Annotated in this window: 16 protein-coding genes; 4 read left to right on the top strand and 12 right to left on the bottom strand. The window is 32.8% G+C overall.

All coding sequences use genetic code 11. The annotated features are described in order from the left end of the window. Positions 1-62 precede the first annotated feature (62 nt). Both KO504_RS10905 and uvrC read right to left on the bottom strand, forming a co-directional pair. The gene (locus tag KO504_RS10905) at positions 63-2,300 is read right to left on the bottom strand and encodes a patatin-like phospholipase family protein (protein ID WP_215926806.1); all 2,238 of its coding nucleotides are present in this window, start codon (positions 2,298-2,300) and stop codon (positions 63-65) included. A 36-nt stretch (positions 2,301-2,336) separates the two neighbouring features. Continuing rightward, positions 2,337-4,130 (bottom strand): excinuclease ABC subunit UvrC, encoded by a 1,794-nt coding sequence (gene uvrC / locus KO504_RS10900; RefSeq protein ID WP_215926805.1) that lies wholly within the window; start codon positions 4,128-4,130, stop codon positions 2,337-2,339. A gap of 88 nt (positions 4,131-4,218) precedes the next feature. Here uvrC and KO504_RS10895 point away from each other — a divergent pair, with 88 nt between their 5' ends. From KO504_RS10895 to KO504_RS10880, 4 genes are read left to right on the top strand one after another with little or no spacing between them, the layout of a single operon-like run. After that, complete coding sequence (locus KO504_RS10895) at positions 4,219-4,647, top strand: ATP-dependent zinc protease family protein (protein WP_215926804.1); 429 nt, start codon at positions 4,219-4,221, stop codon at positions 4,645-4,647. Next, positions 4,644-5,519, top strand: a complete 876-nt coding sequence (gene rimK / locus KO504_RS10890; RefSeq protein WP_215926803.1) for a 30S ribosomal protein S6--L-glutamate ligase — start codon at positions 4,644-4,646, stop codon at positions 5,517-5,519. The genes KO504_RS10895 and rimK overlap by 4 nt, the downstream gene beginning before the upstream one ends. Before the next feature lie 4 nt (positions 5,520-5,523). Further along, on the top strand, positions 5,524-6,489 hold the full coding sequence (locus tag KO504_RS10885) for a succinylglutamate desuccinylase/aspartoacylase family protein (protein WP_215926802.1): 966 nt from the start codon (positions 5,524-5,526) through the stop codon (positions 6,487-6,489). After that, positions 6,489-7,055, top strand: a complete 567-nt coding sequence (locus tag KO504_RS10880; RefSeq protein WP_215926800.1) for a 5-formyltetrahydrofolate cyclo-ligase — start codon at positions 6,489-6,491, stop codon at positions 7,053-7,055. Before KO504_RS10885 ends, KO504_RS10880 begins: the two co-directional genes overlap by 1 nt. A 14-nt stretch (positions 7,056-7,069) precedes the next feature. Here KO504_RS10880 and KO504_RS10875 read toward each other — a convergent pair whose 3' ends face one another. From KO504_RS10875 to KO504_RS10830, 10 genes are all read right to left on the bottom strand, one after another. Continuing rightward, positions 7,070-7,864 carry a hypothetical protein gene (locus tag KO504_RS10875; RefSeq protein WP_215926798.1) on the bottom strand — a complete coding sequence of 265 codons (795 nt, stop codon included), beginning with the start codon at positions 7,862-7,864 and terminating at the stop codon, positions 7,070-7,072. 31 nt (positions 7,865-7,895) lie between these two features. Continuing rightward, positions 7,896-8,513 (bottom strand): lipoprotein signal peptidase, encoded by a 618-nt coding sequence (locus KO504_RS10870; protein ID WP_215926796.1) that lies wholly within the window; start codon positions 8,511-8,513, stop codon positions 7,896-7,898. Between the two features lie 66 nt (positions 8,514-8,579). Further along, positions 8,580-9,200 carry a hypothetical protein gene (locus tag KO504_RS10865; RefSeq protein WP_215926794.1) on the bottom strand — a complete coding sequence of 207 codons (621 nt, stop codon included), beginning with the start codon at positions 9,198-9,200 and terminating at the stop codon, positions 8,580-8,582. 109 nt (positions 9,201-9,309) lie between these two features. Further along, positions 9,310-9,690: a TraR/DksA family transcriptional regulator gene (locus tag KO504_RS10860; RefSeq protein ID WP_215926792.1), complete on the bottom strand. Its 381-nt coding sequence runs from the start codon at positions 9,688-9,690 to the stop codon at positions 9,310-9,312. Between the two features lie 6 nt (positions 9,691-9,696). Beyond that, on the bottom strand, positions 9,697-13,101 hold the full coding sequence (gene ileS, locus KO504_RS10855; protein ID WP_215926790.1) for an isoleucine--tRNA ligase: 3,405 nt from the start codon (positions 13,099-13,101) through the stop codon (positions 9,697-9,699). Between the two features lie 184 nt (positions 13,102-13,285). Continuing rightward, complete coding sequence (locus KO504_RS10850; RefSeq protein WP_215926788.1) at positions 13,286-17,686, bottom strand: GEVED domain-containing protein; 4,401 nt, start codon at positions 17,684-17,686, stop codon at positions 13,286-13,288. A gap of 394 nt (positions 17,687-18,080) precedes the next feature. Then, entirely contained in the window at positions 18,081-19,439 is a 1,359-nt protein-coding gene (radA, locus tag KO504_RS10845) for a DNA repair protein RadA (protein WP_215926786.1), read from the bottom strand. Positions 19,440-19,500: 61 nt separating this feature from the next. Beyond that, positions 19,501-19,650 (bottom strand): hypothetical protein, encoded by a 150-nt coding sequence (locus tag KO504_RS10840; protein ID WP_215926784.1) that lies wholly within the window; start codon positions 19,648-19,650, stop codon positions 19,501-19,503. Beyond that, on the bottom strand, positions 19,637-20,839 hold the full coding sequence (locus KO504_RS10835; protein WP_215926782.1) for an alpha/beta hydrolase: 1,203 nt from the start codon (positions 20,837-20,839) through the stop codon (positions 19,637-19,639). The genes KO504_RS10840 and KO504_RS10835 overlap by 14 nt, the downstream gene beginning before the upstream one ends. A gap of 78 nt (positions 20,840-20,917) precedes the next feature. Further along, complete coding sequence (locus KO504_RS10830) at positions 20,918-22,066, bottom strand: alpha/beta hydrolase (protein ID WP_215926780.1); 1,149 nt, start codon at positions 22,064-22,066, stop codon at positions 20,918-20,920. Between the last annotated feature and the right edge of the window lie 30 nt (positions 22,067-22,096).

The raw sequence follows: 22,096 nt of genomic DNA, 5'->3' as shown, positions 1-22,096 counted from the left end.
TACACAAATATCGAAAATTTATGTGAGATGCTGAAATAAATTCAACACTAGAAAATAAGTTTTTAAAACCAAAACCCAAGATTAAAAAGCCAATAGCTTTTACCTGTATCTGGCGAATGCGTAAATTTACCTTCCAAAGGCCCTAAAAACGTTTCTAAAGAATATCCAACAGCATAACCACTATAGCTTGGCGATAAGAAAAATTCACCCGACTCAAAAAGGCCATCATCTATATTAGCAAAGTTACCAGCCAAAAGAATATGATGATTTTTAAAAATCTCATAATCTAAAGTTAGTGTTCCTTTTACAAAACTATCTCCAGTTAGGGTTAAATAATCGTAACCGTAAAAAGAATAAAAACTATTTATAAAGTTTTCGCCATAACCACCTAAAGCAAAACTTAATGCTTTTGTAGATTTATCTCCTATTTTAAAACCACCACTTGCTTCCGTTTTTAATGCTAATTTATCATTAAAACTAAAGGCATAACCAAAATCTGCTTTAGCTATTGAAAACTTGTCAAAACTCTTGTTTAACCCTGATGCTTTTAAATACAAATGAAAGTTTCCATCAAAGTAAAATCCACTTTTTGGTAAAAGCGCATTATCGTAATCATCGAACTTTAAATTTCCAAACACACTAAAGTAATCTGTGTTTTCAAAAGTTATTTTATCTTCTCGTACGTTATCAATAATAGTTTCCGAAGTTATTTTTAGATGCTTATGCTCTGCACCTATCTTTAATGCAAAATCCTTTCTAAAAATAGTTTGTAAATACAACTGATTTGTAAAATCTGAAATTTTTGCATCAATTTTATTTAAACCTACTAAAAAAGGCGAATCTGCGTCTAAGGCCAATAAAGGATTAACATTTTTATTAAACTGATTGAAGCGCGATTTTACTCCAACACTAATATAAAACCCTTTATCTATAAAATAGTCAAAATTATACCTACTGTTATCTCCCAACACCAAATCTAATGAAGCTATATCATTACTAAACAATAACTTTTTTTGCGTAATATTTGCAAGTATGGCACTTTTATATAATTCATCATAATGCAAACCTAATCTTAAGAATGTACTAGTTCCGGACTCTTTTATACTGCCTACTAAACTATATTCAGATTCATTTTCTGTAGCTTCTAATTGATATCTAAACGTATCAAAATTATTAGTGGCAATAAGGTTGTTTATTCCTTGTTTAAAATCTGCGTAACTTATTTTTACTTTTTCTTTTAACTTTAATTTTCCAAGAAGATATGCTCTGGTATAACGTTCATTACCATCAATATTCACATTTCTAATTTTAAGACTATCTAAAACCTTAACTTCTTTTCGCTTTTTGTAAGTTGATTGTTGCTGTTTTACATCTTGCAATTTAGTCAGTTGAGTTCTAGCAGCAGCTTCACCATTAGCGATAATATTCTCGCCTTCATCAAAAGAGATTACGGAAAAATTACTAATATCAGGTTTAATATAAATATCGGTTAATTCCGACTTATTTTTCATTGCATTTATAGTCCTAAAATTATTGATTTGCATTAGAATATCTGGCGCCGAATTTAAAGATTCTCTATCTTTTAAACCGTCCTGAACATCAACTCCGATGATAATATCCATGCCTTTGGCTCGTAATTCTTCGACCGGAAAATTATTAGTAACTCCTCCGTCAATTAAAATGCGCTCACCAATTACTACAGGCTGAAATAAAGAAGGCAAAGCGCCACTTGCTGTAACTGCTTCTGCCAATTTACCTTTATCCATAATTAAAGATTCTCCTGTTTCAATATCAGTGGCAATACAAAAAAAAGGAATAGGCAATTGATCAAAATCTGAAATAGAATTAACCGGAAGCATGAGCTGAAATAGTAAATTATAGACATTTTGTCCACGAGATAAGGCTGACGGCAAACTGATTTTAAATTTATCAAAAGGTAAGGTTACAGTATATCGTTCTGAATTTTCGCGTTCGTAAAATGATTTTGAACTTCTTGGAAATGCATCATTAATTAATTCATCAAAATCTTGAGCTTCAAACATTTTTTCGAGTTGCTTACCAGAGTATCCAGACGCATACAACGACCCTATAATTGCCCCCATACTTGTACCAGCAATATAATCTACTTTTATTTCTAGACTATCTATTACTTTTAAGACTCCAATATGAGCAAACCCTTTAGCACCACCACCACTTAATACTAAACCTACTTTTGGTTCAGAATTAGCAGTGCTATTTTGTGCTTTTGCAGAAAAAAGCACCATTAGAAATAGTAATACTATTAGATGTTTATTTTTCATTATGCTGAACCTCTCAAGATATTTGTTTTTTTTAATTTATTCTTTATGATAATAGTTATACACTTTATTTGCTCGCGAGACTCCAACAACAGCTTCCAATTCATCTAATTTAGCATTCGCAATTCGTTTTACCGTTTTAAATTGCTTCATTAAATCTATAATAGTTTGCTCTCCTACACCTGGAATGTTTTCTAGCTCTGTTGTCAATGCTCCTTTACTCCTTCTATTCCTATGGTGTTCTATACCAAAACGATGCGCTTCGTTTCTTAACTGTTGTATGATTTTTAAAGTTTCACTTTTCTTATCTAAATACAGCGGAATAGGATCATCTGGATAAAATAATTCTTCTAATCGTTTAGCAATGCCAATGATAGCAATTTTTCCTCGTAATCCTAACACATCTAAGCTTTTTAACGAAGATGACAACTGTCCTTTTCCTCCATCTATAATTATAAGCTGTGGTAAAGGCTCATCTTCATCTAACAAGCGTTTATAACGTCTGTACACAACCTCTTCCATAGATGCAAAATCATCGGGACCTTCAACTGTCTTTATATTAAAATGACGGTAATCCTTTTTACTCGGTTTTCCGTTTTTAAAAACTACACATGCTGCTACTGGATTTGTGCCTTGAATATTAGAATTATCAAAACACTCAATATGCCTTGGTTCTTCAGACAATCGTAAATCGGCTTTCATTTGTGCCATTATTCTATTAGCATGCCTATCTGGATCAACAATTTTTACTTGTTTGAGTTTATCCATTCGGAAATACTTCGCATTTCGAATAGACAAATCTAAAATACTTTTTTTATCTCCAAGTTTCGGTATTGTTATCTTTAAGTCCGCACCTAAATTTACATTAAAAGGTACATAAATCTCTTTAGAATTAGAGTTAAAACGCTGCCTTATTTCTGTAATTGCTAATTCTAACAAATCAACATCAGACTCTTGCAACTTCTTTTTTAACTCTAAGGTATGCGACCTAATTATTGAGCCATAACTCAGTTGTAAAAAGTTAACGTAAGCGTACGTTTCATCACTTACAATAGAAAACACATCTACATTGCTAATCTTAGGGTTTACAATAGTAGATTTGGCTTGGTAATTTTCTAAAACCTCTAGCTTTTCTTTTATTTTCTGGGCATCTTCAAATTGCATAGCTTCTGCATACTGCCGCATTTGTATTCTAAATTGCTGTAGGGAATCTTTAAAATTTCCTTTTAGAATCTCTCTAATTGCCGTAATATTAGCAGCATACGCTTCTTCGCTTTCATAACCTTCGCAAGCACCTTTGCAGTTTCCTAAATGGTATTCTAAACACACTTTATACTTTCCCGCCTCTATCTTAGCTTCAGACAAATCATAATTACAAGTTCGCAATTGATACAAACCTTTTATTAAACCTAAAAGAGTCTTCACCGTTTTCATACTGGTGTATGGTCCAAAGTATTCTGAACCATCTTTAATAACACGCCTGGTAGAAAACACTCTTGGAAATCGTTCCTTTTTAATACAAATCCACGGATAAGATTTATCATCCTTGAGTAAAACATTATACTTTGGTTTGTATTTTTTTATGAGGTTATTTTCAAGTAGTAAAGCATCATTTTCTGTTTCTACAACAATGTGTTTTATTGACGCAATATTTTTCACCAAAACACGTGTTTTACCATAGTCGTGATGCTTATTAAAATAACTGCTTACACGCTTTTTTATATCTTTAGCCTTTCCAACGTATATTAAACGTTCGTCTACATCAAAATATTGATATACACCTGGTTGGTGAGGAAGCGTTTTTATCTGAATTTGTAAGGTCGATTCTGGCATTTAACCAAAGGTAATAATTCGTAAAAATATTCGTGTATAATTAATGCACTTTATCATTACCTTGTGCCTCTTTTTATATTTTTAATTTATGACAAAAAAGATTTTGGGACGTGTTGATAAAGTTGACTTTCCCGAACTAAAACTTAAGGCTATTGATGTTAAAATAGATACCGGAGCTTATACTTCTGCTATTCATTGCTCAAAAATCAGAGAAGTAGACAATAAACTCTATTGTATTTTTGAAAGTAAAGGACATCCAAATTTTAAAAGTGATGAAGTCATTTTTGACACTTACACTTACACAGACGTAAAAAGTAGTAATGGACACAAAGAAAATCGCTACAAAATAAAAACAACAGTTGTGTTTTTTGGTAAAAGCTATAAGATTAACTTAACTTTAAGCACCAGAGAAGACATGAAATTCCCTGTATTAATAGGTCGCCAGTTTTTAAAACACAAATTTTTAGTCGATGTTGATATCGAAAACCAATCCTATAAACAAACCATAACTAAATGAACATAGTAATTCTTTCGCGCAACGCCGAACTCTACTCTACACAACGCCTTGTTGAAGAGGGTGAAAAAAGAGGTCATAAAATTGAAATTATTGACCCCTTAAAATGCGATATTATTATAGAAAAGGAAAAACCAACCATCTATTATAAGGATCGTTACTTAGATTATGTTGATGCGATTATTCCTAGAATTGGAGCTTCTATTACCTTTTATGGTTGTGCTGTTGTAAGACAATTTGAAGAAATGGGCGTTTTTACCATTGCTCCTTCTGATGCTATTACACGTTCTCGAGATAAACTAAGAAGCTTACAACGCTTAAGTAAAGCTGGAATTGGCATGCCTAAAACGGTATTTACCAATTATTCTAGAGATGTAGAGGAAGTTATTAATTATGTAGGAGGCACACCTGTAATTATAAAATTACTTGAAGGCACCCAAGGTCTTGGTGTGGTTTTAGCCGAAACAAAAAATGCAGCAGAATCTGTTTTAGAAGCCTTTAATGGCTTACAAGCGAGGGTTATTGTTCAAGAGTTTATAAAAGAGGCCAAAGGTGCAGATTTAAGAGCATTAGTTGTAGATGGCCAAGTAGTTGGTGCCATGAAACGCCAAGGTAAAGAAGGAGAGTTTAGATCTAATTTACATCGCGGCGGCTCTGCTAATATTATTAAATTAGATGATGATGAACTAAAATTAGCAATGAAAGCTGCTAAAGTTTTAAAACTACCTGTATGTGGTGTAGATATGCTACAATCTTCGCGTGGCCCATTATTATTAGAGGTAAATTCAACACCTGGATTAGAAGGTATTGAAGCAGCAACACAGAGAAATATAGCAAAAGCCATTATTACTTTTATAGAACGAAACAAAAGATAAGCAGATGCCAAAAGATATTTTAAATATTTTAGGAGTTGAAGTTGCTCCTGGTAAAAGTACTACTGTAACTTTTGAAGTTGCAAAATTACACACCAGAAATACTTTGGCTGTTCCTATTATAATTGAACGCTCCAAGCAGCCTGGCCCAACCGTATTAATGACTGCTGGTATTCATGGAGATGAAGTCAATGGTGTAGAAATTGTAAGACAAATTATAGCAAAAGGCATAAACAAACCCAAAATTGGCACAACCATCTGCGTGCCTGTAATAAATGTATTTGGCTTTTTAAATATGGACCGCCTTTTTCCTGATGGTCGTGATTTAAATCGTGTTTTCCCCGGAAATCCTAAAGGCTCTTTAGCAAGTAGAGTGGCTAATTTTGTAATGACAGAATTGGTACCACATGTTGATTTTGCTATGGATTTTCACACTGGCGGATCAGACCGATTTAATGCAGCTCAAATTAGAATAGTAAAAGACAATCCAAAACTTACAGAACTTGCACATGTTTTTGGAGCTCCTTTTATTTATTATTCACAAAATCTAAATAAATCCTTTAGAAATGCTTGCGATAAAGCAGGCATACCTATGCTACTGTTTGAAGGAGGAAAATCTTTCAATATTCATAATACTATTACCAACACAGGTGTTAATGGAGCCAAACGTGTATTACATCACTTAGGAATGCTAAGAAGTAAATATAAAGTATCACAACCTAAGGTAGACGCTGTCGTAATTAAAGATAGCAAATGGCTAAGAGCTAAATACTCTGGAATGTTTAAAGCCACAGTAAACATAAATGCCTTTGTAAACAAAGGGCAGGTTTTAGGTAATATTACAGATCCTTATGGCAGTTTTAATTACTTTGTAAAATCACCAAATGCAGGTTATATTTTTAATGTAAATGAATCTCCTATTATATATCAAGGTGATGCTATTTTCCATATTTCTACCGAAATTGAAGACTAATGAAAAAGCCTTTATTAAGAAAAAAATATAAAGAGTTACGCCAACAGCTATCTAATACTGAAATTGACAATTTTAGCTTGGCCATTGCTAATCAATTATTAACACTAGATATTTGGAATAAATCCTTTTATCATATTTTCTTAACTATTGCAGAACAAAAAGAAATTGATACCGATTTTATCCTAAATATTTTAGCAGGAAAAGACAAACACATTGTGATTTCTAAAAGTAACTTTGAAGATTACAGCATGTCACATTTTCTGCTAACGGATAGTACAACCATTAAAAAAAACAGTTATAACATTCCTGAACCTGTAGATGGTATTGAAATTCAGTCTTCACAATTAGAAGTGGTATTTATTCCGCTTTTAGCTTTTGATAAATTAGGTAACAGAATTGGCTACGGAAAAGGGTTTTACGATCGCTTTTTAGCAGATTGTAAGTCTGAAACTTTAAAAATAGGACTGTCTTTTTTTGAAGCTGAAGACGACATTTTTGAAACTTCAGAAAATGATATTAAATTGGATTATTGTGTTACGCCTGAGCAAATAATACAATTTAAATAGCCTTCATTAGGCTTTTAATCTGGCCATTCAACTGTAATAATAAATTCTAGGTCTATATCTGGAAAACTAAAAGTGAATGTTTCTGGTTGAGCACCCTCAATTTCAGAAAAACCTATATAATTATAATAACTACCTAACATAAGGTCACCTACTTGACCTTCTTCATCCATATCTGCAGCTAGAAAATTCAACGGAAACCCATAACCTGCGTACAATTCTTCTTCTGATAAATCCCATGTTAAATTACCTTGATTCTCTAGTACTTCTGACCTAAACCAATCTCTATTAAAATTATATTCACCATCACTAAAAAAAGCTTGAGACTTCTGAATTAAAAAGACAACATCAGCTAAACGATTAATATCTGTTTCCGCAAACTCCTCATCCCATGTGTCATCTATACCTGAGAAAGAAACAATTTCTACTGCATTAATTTTTACAGCATTCCCTCTTACTACATTTACATTAAGCTCTTTAACCGACGCTATTCCAACTTCATTGTATGCTTTAATATACAGGGTATTTATTCCAAGTTTATCAAAAGTAAAATAACGAACATGTGTTGTCTCTGGCTCAAAGAATAGTGTTCCAGAACTGTTGTCAAAACTATCATCAAGCGAAGCTTTCACCTCTCTAAAACCCTCATTACCAACTATTGTTACCTCAACTAATTCATCAATTGAAACCGTTTCAGCATAAAATAATTCTATCTCAAAGTTTGATTCTACGGAATCATCATTACTATCGCTAGAACCACAATTAGTAATCAAATAGAACATGAAGCAAAGAAAGGTTATTTTGTATTTCATAATTCTCATATAAGGTAACTAAAATAGTATATTAATTTTCAAAAGCCTTCTTATTAAACACAATTAAAATCCCAATACCAGTACTTATTGCCATATCAGCCACATTAAAGACTGGATCAAAAAACGAAAAGTAATTTCCGCCTATTAAAGGAATATGATCTGGTATTACACCATTCCAAATAGGAAAGTAAAGCATATCTACAACATTTCCATGAAATACCTTAGCATAACCGCCTTCTTCTGGTAAAAATGAAGCCACTTGCATTACACTATCATTAAACAAAACACCATAGAATACTGAATCTATAATATTACCTAAAGCACCTGCAAATATTATAGAAATCGCAAATATCAAAGTTTTAGATCTCTTCTTTTTCGTTACATCTATAAGCCAAAATGCAATACCAGTTACGGCAACAATTCTAAATAAGGTTAAAACTAATTTTGCAGTTTCATCTGAAATAAAACTCACAAAATCGCTCAATTTTGTACCCCAAGCCATGCCGTCATTTTCTATAAAAGCAATTTTAAACCATGAAAACACAGTAATATCTTCTCCCAATTGGAAATGTGTTTTTATATACACTTTACTAATTTGGTCAATCAGCAGAATTACAACAATAACAAATGTAGCTTTCTTTAAAGACATAATTTTTCCCACAAAAGCGAGAATCTATTTTAAGTTAAATAATAGTATTAAAACAAAAATAACCGATTATTCCTGTTTGGCAACCTTAATATTGCCATTTATAGACGTCAATTTCCAATATGTCCTTACACTTTTAAATTGATCTAAAACAACCTTTCCATGATTAGAACTGGCTTCAATTTTTGCACTTTTAGTTTCAATAGAAATATCGCCATCTAAAGTGTTTATAGTTGCTGTTTCTGCTTCACCAACCACATGACATTGCCCTTGTAATAATTCAATATATAATGATTTAAAACTCCCTTTTAAATCTACAGAACCAATATCACTACGAATCGTTAACATCAGTTCTTCTGGAATTTCAAGGTGTAAGGTTGCCGCTATAACCTTATGTGCATTTCGTTTATCATCTGGAATTTCAAATAACGACAAATGCTCTAAACCTAAATTAAGCACATGATTTTCTTCCTCAATAACAACTTGAAAATCATTCTGATACTCACCATCTAATATAGATATTACTGTAATTTTATCGGTTTTTGAAGCGGAAACAGAAATATTAAAAATTTGATTTCCATTAATAGCTATCGTTTTAATAGACGTTGCCGATAACTGTTTTTGTAATGTATTCTGAGACCGAACGCTTAAAAAGCTAAACAGAAAAATAATACAGATTATATACCTCAAAGACTTTAAAAGAAAAAGCCTCGTAATACAATAATTACAAGGCTTTATGATTTTGTTTTTATTCAAAATAGAATCTCAATATAATGAGATTCCTGCTGTCGCAGGAATGTTACTGCATATTCTTTGCTTCAATACTCAATGTTGCATGTGGCACTAATTTTAAACGCTCTTTGTTTATCAATTTTCCAGTTACACGACAAACACCATAGGTTTTGTTTTCAATACGAATTAACGCATTTTTCAAATCTCTGATAAACTTTTCTTGACGAATAGCTAAGGCAGAGTTCGCTTCTTTACTCATTGTTGCACTACCTTCTTCAAATGCTTTAAAAGTAGGAGACGTATCATCTGTACCATTGTCATGGTCATTCATATACGCACTTTTTATTAACTCTAAATCGTGCTCTGCTTTTTGAATTTTATCTTGAACTATTGCTCTAAATTCTTCTAAATCTTTATCCGAATATCTGTTTTTAGTTTCTGTTGACATATTTTTTTAATGTTTTTTAATAAACAATCTGGTATTTACTTCATCAAAAGCAATTTCTATACCATTGTCTACTTGGTCTATAATTTTTAAATCTTCCGTTAATGTTTCTGATTTAATGTACGCTTCATTTGAAGAAACTGCTTCTACGACATGTGCGTCGCTTTGAAGTTGTACATCAATTCTGTCAGTAACCTCAAATCCTGAATCTTTTCGTAAATTTTGAATACGATTTACAAGCTCTCTTGCAATACCTTCTTTACGTAAATCTTCACTAATAGTAACATCTAAAGCCACTGTTAAAGCACCTTCATTTGCGACTAACCATCCTTCAATATCTTGCGAGGTAATCTCTACATCTTCTAGCCCTAAATTAATCATTTTTCCGTTAATGTCAACATCAAAATTACCATTTTGCTCGATTTTTTTAATATCATCCGAACTAAATGCATTTACGGCACCTGCAATCAATTTCATGTCCTTACCAAACTTAGGTCCTAAGGCCTTAAAATTTGGTTTAATCTGTTTTACTAATATATCTGAAGCATCTTCTAATAGTTCAACTTCTTTAATATTTACCTCATGTTTTATTAAGTCAGCTACAGCTTCAATTTCTTCCTTCTGTTCTTTATTGTCAATAGGAATCATAATTTTTTGAAGTGGTTGACGTACCTTAATTTTCTCTTTAGCTCGTAACGACAGTACTAATGAACAGATGGTTTGAGCGCTCTCCATTTTTCGCTCTAAAACTTTATCTATTACACTTTCATTTACCTTTGGAAAATCTGCTAAATGCACACTTTCAAAAGCTTCTTTTTTAGTCACAGCATTCAAGTCTAAATACAAACGGTCCATAAAAAAAGGTGCAATAGGTGCGCCTAACTTTGCAATGGTTTCCATACACGTGTATAATGTTTGATATGCCGAAATTTTATCGGTTTGGTAATCGCCTTTCCAGAAACGTCTTCTGCTTAAACGCACATACCAGTTACTTAAATAATCTTGTGTAAAGTCTGAAATCGCTCGCGCAGCCTTTGTTGGTTCGTATGCCGCGTAATAGGCATCTACTTTCTGAATTAATGAATTTAATTCTGAAAGAATCCAACGGTCAATTTCTGGACGTTCTTCTAAAGGCATATCCGCTTCACTATAACTAAACCCATCAATATTGGTATAAAGGGTGAAGAATGAATACGTATTATAAAGTGTTCCGAAGAATTTTCGACTCACCTCAGCTATACCTTCGCTATCAAATTTTAAGTTATCCCAAGGATTAGCGTTGCTTATCATATACCAACGTGTGGCATCTGCACCATATTTAGATAAGGTTTCAAAAGGATCTACGGCGTTACCTAAACGCTTAGACATTTTTTGACCGTTTTTATCTAAAACCAAGCCGTTAGACACAACATTTTTGTAAGCTACAGAATCAAAAACCATAGTCCCAATAGCATGTAAGGTATAAAACCATCCTCGTGTTTGGTCTACTCCTTCAGCAATAAAATCTGCAGGAAAGGCTTCGTTATTATCAATTAAGTTTTTGTTTTCAAAAGGATAATGCCATTGTGCATAAGGCATAGACCCTGAATCGAACCACACATCTATTAAATCGCTTTCGCGTTTCATGGGTTGACCAGATGCCGATACTAAAACGATTTTATCCACTACATTTTTGTGTAAATCAATCGTTTCGTAGTTGGCTTCAGACATGTTACCTACTTCAAATTCTGCAAAAATATCTTCAGACATCACGCCAGCTTCAACAGCTTTTGCCATCTCCGCTTTTAATTCAGCAACAGAACCAATACAAATTTGTTCTTTTCCATCCTCTGTTCTCCAGATTGGTAATGGAATACCCCAAAAACGAGATCTAGATAAATTCCAGTCGTTTGCATTAGCTAACCAATTTCCAAAACGTCCTTCGCCTGTTGATTTTGGTTTCCAATTAATTGAAGTGTTTAACTCGTGCATTCTCCCTTTAACATCGGTAATTTTAATAAACCAAGAATCTAATGGATAATATAAAATTGGTTTATCCGTTCTCCAACAATTTGGGTAACTATGCTTATATTTTTCAACCTTAAAGGCCTTATTTTCTATTTTTAATTTAATGGCAAGCTCAACATCTATAGAACGTTCTGGCGCTTCACCATCCTCATAATATTCGTTCTTCACATATTTACCTGCAAATTCGCCCATTTCTGGTCTGAATTTTCCTTGTAAATCTACCAATGGCACTAAATTACCATTTTCGTCTTTTACTAAAAGTGGTGGTACTTCTGGTGTGGCTTGTTTTGCGACCATGGCATCATCTGCCCCAAATGTTGGTGCCGTATGTACAATACCTGTTCCATCCTCAATGGTTACAAAATCTCCAGAAATGACTCTGAAGGCATTTTCAGGATTATCATTTGGTAAAGCGTATGGTAATAACTGTTCGTAAGTTATACCTACTAAATCTTTTCCAACGAATTCTTTAACGACGTAATAAGGGATTTTTTTATCGCCTTCTTTGTACTCAATTAATTCTGGTTTGGTTTCAACACGTTTAAATTTACCATCAAATTGCTTGTTGACTAAATTCTTAGCCAATACCACATTCATAGGTTTAAAGGTGTATTGATTATAGGTTTCTACTAAAACATAATCAATCTTTGGCCCAACCGTTAGTGCGGTATTACTCGGTAATGTCCAAGGCGTTGTGGTCCAAGCTAAGAAGAAAATATCTCCTTCATCTTGAAGAAAATCTGGCAATGAATCTGCGTTAGCTTTAAACTGAGCTACAACTGTTGTATCTGTAACATCTTGATACGTTCCTGGTTGGTTAAGCTCATGCGAACTTAAACCAGTACCTGCCTTAGGTGAATATGGTTGAATCGTATAGCCTTTATATATTAAGTCTTTTTCGTAAATCTGTTTTAACAACCACCATACACTCTCCATGTATTTAGACTTGTAAGTAATATAGGGATCATCCATATCTACCCAATAGCCCATTTTTTGCGTAAGGTCATTCCAGATATCTGTATAACGCATGACTGCTTTTTTACAAGCTTCGTTATATTCTTCTACGGTAATTTTTTTACCAATATCTTCTTTGGTAATACCCAATTCTTTTTCTACACCAAGTTCTACAGGTAAACCGTGCGTATCCCAACCTGCTTTACGTTTTACTTGAAAACCTTTCATGGTTTTATAACGTGGAAAAATATCTTTAATCGCACGTGCTAAAACATGGTGTACACCAGGTAAACCGTTTGCCGAAGGTGGTCCTTCAAAAAACACAAAAGGAGGTTTTCCTTCTCTTGTAGTTACACTTTTATCGAAGATATTATTAGCTTCCCAATAGTTACCGATTTCATCTGCAACGTTTGGCAAGTTAAGTCCTTTGTATTCAGGGAACTTTGTGCTCATTATTCTGTTTTCTTATAAGTCTGCGAAATTACAGAATTTTGAGGGAAAAATTAAAAGTTTTATAAGCTATGTCCCTAAAGCTTATTTTTCACTTTTATAACTTAAATTTTCACTAAATGGCAACAGGCTTTATACTCCTTAAAAAAAAATAGGTCTTGCTAAATATTAACAAGACCTATTCAATTTAGTTGACTAGAATTTTCTTTGTTAAAATTCCGTCTTTCGTAGTTATTTTAATAACATAACTCCCAGTACTAACTCCGGTTAATTGATACTCATTATATGAGCCATCAAAATAGTTCTCTATACTGTAAACCGATTGTCCTAACATATTATAAACCTCTAAGGTTTTTATTTCAACATGAGTAGGATTTAAGACTACTATTTTATTTCTACTTGAAGTGTAGTAAAATTTAAGTGACGAAATGGTATTATCTACCTGAGAAAGTGTTTGAGAACTATCTCTAAAAACAATTTCTAATCTATTGTCGTATTTACCAGCTTCTGAAGAAAATTCAAAAGGCAATTCATTTCTCAAATTAAAATAGTCTCCAGTAAGATTATCTTTTACGTAAATGTCTTGGTCTTCAGGGATATTTTCTGTTTCTGTAACCTTTAAAGTATAATTAAAATTTCCAGAAGCTTTTAAACTTAACGGAATTGTTTTATCATCAGTTATGGGAGCATAAGCCTGAATAGTCATGAGATCTTCATTTAAAATTAAATTTAAATCGTCATTATTTTCATCAACGTTTACGGCTTCATAACCATAATCGTAGTCATCTGATGTATTTTCGCTAAATCCTAAAAGCAGCTCTCTTTTGGTTAAAGGACCATCAACAGAATTAAATTCTAAACGAATTTTTTGCATTAAACTTTCTTCTGTATCTGTATCGTCTTCAATAGTGTCATTGGTTGAATTAGCGCTTCTAAAAAACACACTTCCATTATTATACGAGCCGTTAGCATCATCTTCCTTAACAAACACTCTTTGGCTGTTTTGAAAAATCACATTACCATCACCAACAATCTCTACCATAAAACCTTGTCCAACGGGCAAGTATCTTGTCTGCATCTTAGTCCCTAATTGCTCTCCATTTGTTTCTCCATAGATATCAACAAACTGGTAAGCTCTTGTAGATCCTGTTTTAGTGACTTGTGCATAGCCTCCATTATATTCATTTAAATAATGTGAAGAACCACTCCATTGTTGCCAAAGAAATAATGATCCACTAATTACCCCTTGATTGTCATCAATAAATTTATGTATATCTATAGCAGATGGGTACGGATTTCCTAGTAAGTAATCGGTTTTTGAAGTCGCAGGAACAGAACCATTACCACCTTTATCTAATACATCTATAAGAATAGTACCGTTATTAGGTTTACCTTCAAACAGGTATTGTTGTTCTGCTTCTGAAATACCTGTTCCTTTCTGCGTATAACCAACTCCTGGACTTAGACTAGAATTTTCATCTAAGGATTCATAGTCATAGTAAGTGACTCCATTTTTGTATGTATAGAGCCAAGATCTGCTTATTTTGCCTGTTTCATCATATTGATTTGTAAATGCAAAATTATTACCATCCTGATCTTTGAGTAGCCCTAAATTATACGTTGAATTATTAACATTGTTAGCGCTACTATTATTATCTATAAAAGAGGTGTTTTTAGGAACTCCTACAGGTGAAGACCAATAGTTATACCAATATTTATTTGCCGTTCCTTCTTGACGTCTTAAAATTTTACCACTTACAGAAGTCACTAAATCACTATACTCGTTTTGAATAAGTTGAGAATCTTCTTTTAAATCTAATGTTCCCTTGAGTTCAAGATACCAATTATTAAAAATCGCATTATCATTCTTAACTGTAAGTGTTTTATGGGTATCTATAAAAAGACCTAAACTTTTATGGGAATTTGTTGTAGTTATATCATGTTTTATTTTAACAATAGACCAATCTCTGGCGCCTAAATCTGCTGTAATATCCCATACATTACCATATAACCACGAATTAGAATGCGACCAATCTCCATCTGCACCAGTAATGTAAGGCATTGGTGCTGTTTGTTCTTTAACAGAAGTTATATTATGTATTTTTAAGGTATGTCCATAATTTGATTCATCAGCTATTTCTGATTTTAAAATATTAGACATAGGATAATATGCTTGTAGCTTATCCCAAGATACTTGTTGTGAAGATTTTAGATCCTCAATGTTTTTAGGTATAATTTTCCCTCTAACAGCACCTCCATTATCTTCAATTTCTTGATATACCATTTGCTGTATTTGCTGAGCAGTCAAAGCATCTTGAAAAATTCTAACCTCATCGATACTCCCTTTAAAATGAGCAGAACCAGAAACACTTGTGTTAGTTGGATAACGTCCTATTGTAAATGGTCTTGTAGCATATACGTGAGAGCTACCGTTATAATTTTTGGTAAGCAATTCTGAATTTAGATCAGGGTCTATAACCGTATTTAACAATTCTCCGTTAAGATAAACTTTTAATGAGTTTGTTACGGAGTCAAAAACACCAGCAACATGATACCATATATCATTCTCTATTTGCCTATTGTCTGAAGGTAGTGGTTGTACACTAATATTACTGCTAGGATAATTACTTGAAGCTGTGACTTGGTCTTGAGTAATAACAACAAAAGATGGTTTTCTTCCCTTGGTTATGTATAGCCTCATATTTTCCTGACCTGCAATACTATAATTGGTATTTAGATTTCCGGCAGAGTTAGTTTCAATTTTCACCCAAGCCATTACAGTTCCTTCTGTCCAATCTGTTATAAAAGGATTGGTGTCTAAATAATCGTCTACACCATCAAAATTAAGAGTTCCTGAAGAAAAATAAATATCAATATGATCTCTATAATCTAAGTCGCCACCTAAAGCCAAATCATTATCTGTATCGGGTAAAATTGATGTAGCAGGATTGTTAATTTCATCATTAACATCTAGTGAATCAGCTGTAACACTACCTTCAAAATTATCATCTAATCCATCTAAATCTGCATCACTGCCAGACACCACATTTAGCATTCCGTTTTCTTCAATATCTAATTTGCCATCATTATCACTATCTAAATCAAGAAAATCATATATACCATCACCATCTGTATCTACAGGAATAAGACCTGTATTATAAACATCATCAATACCATCTCCGTTAGTATCTAAAATAGCATTAGCCATACCACTAGGTTCAATATATCCAAATGTTGACTGTGCCTCAATATTATCAGGAATACCATCGTTATCTGAATCAATATCTAGATGATTTGGAATACCGTCTCCATCGGCATCTAAATTGGCACAAACTCCATGTGTATTTAAGGTACAAAAATCTGAATCTTTATAATTAGGAATACCATCACCATCAGCATCCAATGATGGGTTTATGTTATTACTTTCTACTAAATCACTGATACCATCGTTATCATCATCAAGATCTACCGTATCAATTATACCATCATTATCCGAATCGGGAGCTGGCGGTGTTAACTCGCCACCAATATTAATGACATAATCTTCTACTTCTCCGTTAGAATAATTGTAATTACAAGCCGTAAAGTTTGTTCCGCTACCACCTCTAACACCAATACGCACTTTAGAAAGTGCTTCATCTGCACTGCTTGGCAAGGTTAAACTAATAGGAACCTCAACAACTTTAATTCCCCCTACGTTATTAGTATCTTGAAACGGAAATAAAAATTGCTCACCAGGATCATCAAAATCATCATCTAAACTCTCATTGAGATTAATCCATATAGCAATGGTGTTTTTAGACGTGTTCCAACCGTTTAGAGTTACGCTAATGGTTCCTGTAAGCGGCTGACCAATTGGGATGTTTTCTGATGAAAAATCAGAATAATTAGTAAAATCGCCTGTTGCTCCTGTACTACTATTATTAATCCCAGCAAAAGAAACGTTAGAAATAAAAAGTGTACTGTAGGATTGAATATTTGCAGTTTCACAAAAGTTAGGTTCTACATCTCCAGGGACATTGTCTGAAATGATATTTACCAAATAGTCTTCTGCTTCACCTGCTTTATAGACAAAATCACATGGATCAACATTGTTTTGTTGACCATTAAGCAAGCCTACACGCATTCTAGCAAGGCCTGCTTGAGCATCAAGTGGTACAGGGATGCTTATGGGTATTTGTACTTCTTTTGTTCCGTTGACGTTATTATTGTCTTTAAAGTGAAATAAAAATTCTTCTCCGGCATCATCAAAATCGTCATCAATTTCATTGAAGTTAATCCACACTGCAAGGGTATGTTTTTGTTTGTTCCAACCATCCATGGTCACGGTAATGGTTCCGTTAGCGGTTTCACCGGCTATAATGTCTGTTGGAGATACCTCTGGATAATACGTGTAATCACCCAGAGTTCCCGTACTCTGGTTTTGCATGGTGCCAAATTCAACATTTGAGATATGAAACGTCCAATTGTAACCCCCATTAATATGGGCAGGCTCACAATATTGAGCATTTAATTTTGTTAAAAAAAAGAGCACAAAAAAAGGCAATACTAATATACCACGAGAAGGGGTAATGCTATTTGTTTTCATAAGTAGGTTAAAAAATGTATTATATTTTACTATAAGACTTGAGGGAGATAATCTTATTACAAAGGTTAAAATTACATTTGTTTGGATTAAAAAATCAGATGATGTGTTAATAAAATCCGATGAAAAACAATATTACGTACTATATTTTATTTCCGCAAGTAAAAAGTTTAAAACATTCAAATTAAACATGATTATAAAAAATGAATTAAACAACATTTTAGCATAGATAATTTACCTTGATCCATTTTTGGGTTAAATTTATAATTACGGTATTCTATATATCTAAAAATGAACGCATAGCTTTTCAACTTCTAATACTAGAAGAATTAAAGATCTCTTTTTATCATTATTTATTTTAAGCTATTATTAAGACTTCATTTTTCAAAGGGTTTAGTTATACTAAAAAGCCAACTAAATCTTCAATCTTAGAAATCAATTGAATTTTAATTACCGTATTTTTTAAAGCTATTTTATTGTATTTAGACACAAAAATTGTTGAAAAGCCTAATTTTTCTGCTTCAAGAATACGTTGTTCTACACGTTGCACAGGTCTAATTTCACCAGACAAACCAACTTCTGCTGCAAAGCAAAAATCACTTTCTAAAGCAACATCTTCATTTGAAGATAATATGGCTGCAACAACGGCCAAATCTATAGCAGGATCATCAACAGTAATACCACCTGTAATATTTAAAAACACATCTTTTGCTCCTAACCGGAAACCGGCTCGTTTTTCTAAAACAGCCAATAACATGTTTAATCGTTTTGCATTAAAACCTGTAGCTGAACGCTGTGGTGTTCCGTAAACAGCAGTACTAACCAAAGCTTGCACTTCTATCATTAATGGTCTTAACCCTTCAAGAGTTGCAGCAACAGCATTTCCAGACAATTCACCATCCTTCTCAGAAATAAGTATTTCTGATGGATTAGATACTTCTCGCAATCCTGAGCCTTGCATTTCATATATTCCCAATTCGTTGGTTGAACCAAATCGGTTTTTATTTGCTCTAAGAATTCTAAATACGTGATTTCGGTCGCCTTCAAATTGTAAAACGGTATCAACCATATGCTCTAAAATTTTTGGCCCTGCAATATGTCCATCTTTAGTGATATGTCCAATTAGTAAAACAGGTGTTGCTGTTTCCTTAGCAAACTTTATCAATTCGGTTGTGCATTCCTTTATTTGAGAAATACTCCCAGCCGAAGATTCTATATAATCACTATGTAAGGTTTGAATGGAATCGATAACCACAATATCCGGCTCTAATGCTTCAATTTGTTTAAAGATATTTTGGGTTTTTGTTTCAGTAAGAATATAGCAGTTATTGCTATTAGGATTAATACGTTCTGCACGCATTTTTATTTGTTTTTGGCTTTCTTCACCAGAAACATATAAAGTTTTGTAGTGTAGTTTTAAGGCTATTTGTAGTAAAAGTGTACTTTTTCCTATTCCTGGTTCTCCTCCTAAAAGTGTTAACGACCCATTAACCATTCCTCCTCCAAGTACACGATTAAATTCTGCATCTTGCATGTCTAAACGCGCTTCCTGAGAAGTATCAATTTCATTAATTAACAATGGTTTTGATGCTCGTTTTGACGTAGCACTTGGGGTTTTCCAATCGCTTTTTTCTGGTTTCTGAATGACTTCTTCTGCAATGGTATTCCACTCCTTACAAGACGTACATTGACCTTGCCATTTAGCGTATTGACTACCACAATTCTGACAAAAAAAAGTTGTTTTTACTTTAGCCATATTAATGCTCCGTGAAATCGGAAATTTCTTTAATTATAAACATGACAAAATTAAGACAATTTTAGTTGATGTCTTTAAACCAACTCATAATCGCTAAAACCTTTAATGCCACTAATTTTGGAGACAAATCTGAAAATAAAAATGCCTTTACTTTTATATATAATGCTTCAAAAAAATAGTCGGTAGATATGTATTTTTTATTTCTCTTCATTATCATCCTCTACTTTTAATTCTTCTAACTCTTCATCTTCAACATCTACTAAGGCAACAGTAAGTTCCTCAATTTTTAAGGTGATATAATCTTTGTTAATATTGGTAGCATCATCTAGTATTAATGCCGATTCGTAGAGTTTCTTTGCTTTCTTTATTTTTCCAAGCATTTCTGTAGAATGAGCAATATAATAAGTACCTAATAGTGTCTCAGGAAATAGCTTATTGGCCAGTTTTCCTAATTTACCTAACGATTTATAGTCTTCGCGTTGTTCTGCTACTTTTGCTACTTTCTCTAATTCTGCTTCACTAATCTCTTTTTCAATACCAAATAAACGGTCTATCCTATTATATCTATCTATTAAATATTGATCTAAGGTACCTTCGTATGGCAATACTTTCTCTTCAAGTTCTTTTTCTCGTAATGGATTATAGATATCAAAAATTTTATCAAATGACCTAGAAATGGCACCTGTAACTAAAGTGTAATGGGTATCACTTTCAAAATCATCAAAATAATAAGTTAAGTGCTTGTTTGATACTTCTTTTATTTTTGAATCTGTAAATAGGATACTTTCACGAATTTCTGGAATATCTTTTTCTGACGTTGCTAAATAATAAAAGATATCGTCTTTAAAAAGTTCTAAGCGTTTTGAAATAAAATTATTTAATGAGCCAACAAAATCTGGACTAATACAAACATAGGCCTGAAATGCTAGTTCTTCTTTAAAGATATAGGAATTAATAAAATTCCCCATACGATCATGGCCAACAGCTACTCTAAACTTACTTGTATTGTATTGCTTATCTATGTAGGGCAATAGTTCCTCTGAGACAAATTCATGGAATCTAAGACCCGATTCTGTTGGTAAACCTGTTAACGGATCGTAATAGGCATCGTAAAAACGATCTTCACCTTGCATAATACCAACAACTATTGAACTTGGCATATCATCAAAGTAAGTTTGAAAATCAACTTGACCTGCAACAGGTTCAAACAGATAATCTCCATCAAAAACAATAATGACAGGATATTTTACATCTGCTTTAGGATCGTAATTTTTTGGTAATTTAATTTTTAACTTACGCTCAGAATTTAGGCGCGATGAGGATATCTCTTTATAAGATACTTGCGCAAATGAAAACGCGTAGATTAGACAAGTAAGAACAACTAAGGTAGTTTTTCTCATAATAAAGTAGGTTTAGATTTGGGACTCCAAACATACTAAATTATCGTTAAGTTGTCAATTTTTTTCGATGAAATACACCTAATCGTTTAATGCCTCTTCTGCATCATACATTTTTTCGAGTATAATTTCTTTGTCTATAAACTGTGAAGGCTGTAAAAGCAAGCCCGATTTATATTGCAACAAAGCTTTTTTAAAGTTGCCTTCTTTTTCATAATACATACCCAAATAATAAGCACCTAACATAGAATCCGGGAATTTTTTCTTAACCAATTTGGCTAATTTTTCTAAAGAATCGATATCATCTTTTTTGTTACTAGCAGCTGCGATTGCTCTGATATCGTTTTCAATTAATTCTTTTTCAAATCCATAGAAATGCTCAATATCTTCGTATTTTTTAATCAAATAATCGTAAGGTGAGCCTTCAAAAGGGATTAGCTTTTCTTTATATTCCTTAGCATTAATAGGTTTAAAAAGTCCAAAAATCTCATTCAATGCTTTAGGAATTCCTCTCCCTACTAATGCATAATGGTTGGCATCTTTAAAATCATCAAATTTATAAAGTAGCTTTTCATTTTGTATTGCAGAAATAAGGGAATCTGCCTTTAATGTTGAGGCTCTTAATGCTTTTATATCAGCATCTGCAGTTGCCATATAATAAAACGTTTGCTCTGTTAATATAGACAAGCGCTGTTGCAATCTGCTAATCATTTCTGGAGCAAACTCTGGACTAAATGCAATATAAGCTCTAAAAACAGGTTCATCCTTAAAGAGGTAATAATTGATAAAATTAGCACTTAGATCGTGCCCAAAAATGATTCTAAAATTTGATGCCTTATAATTTTTTTCTATATAAGGTAATAATTCGGCCACTATAAATTCATAAAACTGTGCTCCAGAATCTTTTGGAAAATAATTCTCATCATCATAGAATAAATCTTCTGGTCTAGTATCTGCTTGATTAATACCAACAACTATACAATCTGGAATATCCTCCCAATAGGACTGATAATCTATATTCCCAGCAACGGGTTCAAATAAATAATCGCCATCTAAAACTACAATTAAAGGGTAAGTTCGTTTTTCATCTGGATTATAATTTCTTGGTAATTGAATTTTTAATTCACGCGTTGCACCAAGTCTTTCTGAATCTATTGTTTTATAAATCGCTTGAGATTGAAGATTACATACGATAAAAAAAGTGAGGACAAGTGTGTAAAAATTCTTCATAATTATAAGGACTAAAAATTTAAAGCAAGG

This window comes from Winogradskyella psychrotolerans (genome assembly GCF_018860565.1).
GTDB lineage: Bacteria > Bacteroidota > Bacteroidia > Flavobacteriales > Flavobacteriaceae > Winogradskyella > Winogradskyella damuponensis.
The sequence above is the reverse complement of the archived record's forward strand: the minus strand, read 5'-3'. Positions and strand labels throughout refer to the sequence as shown.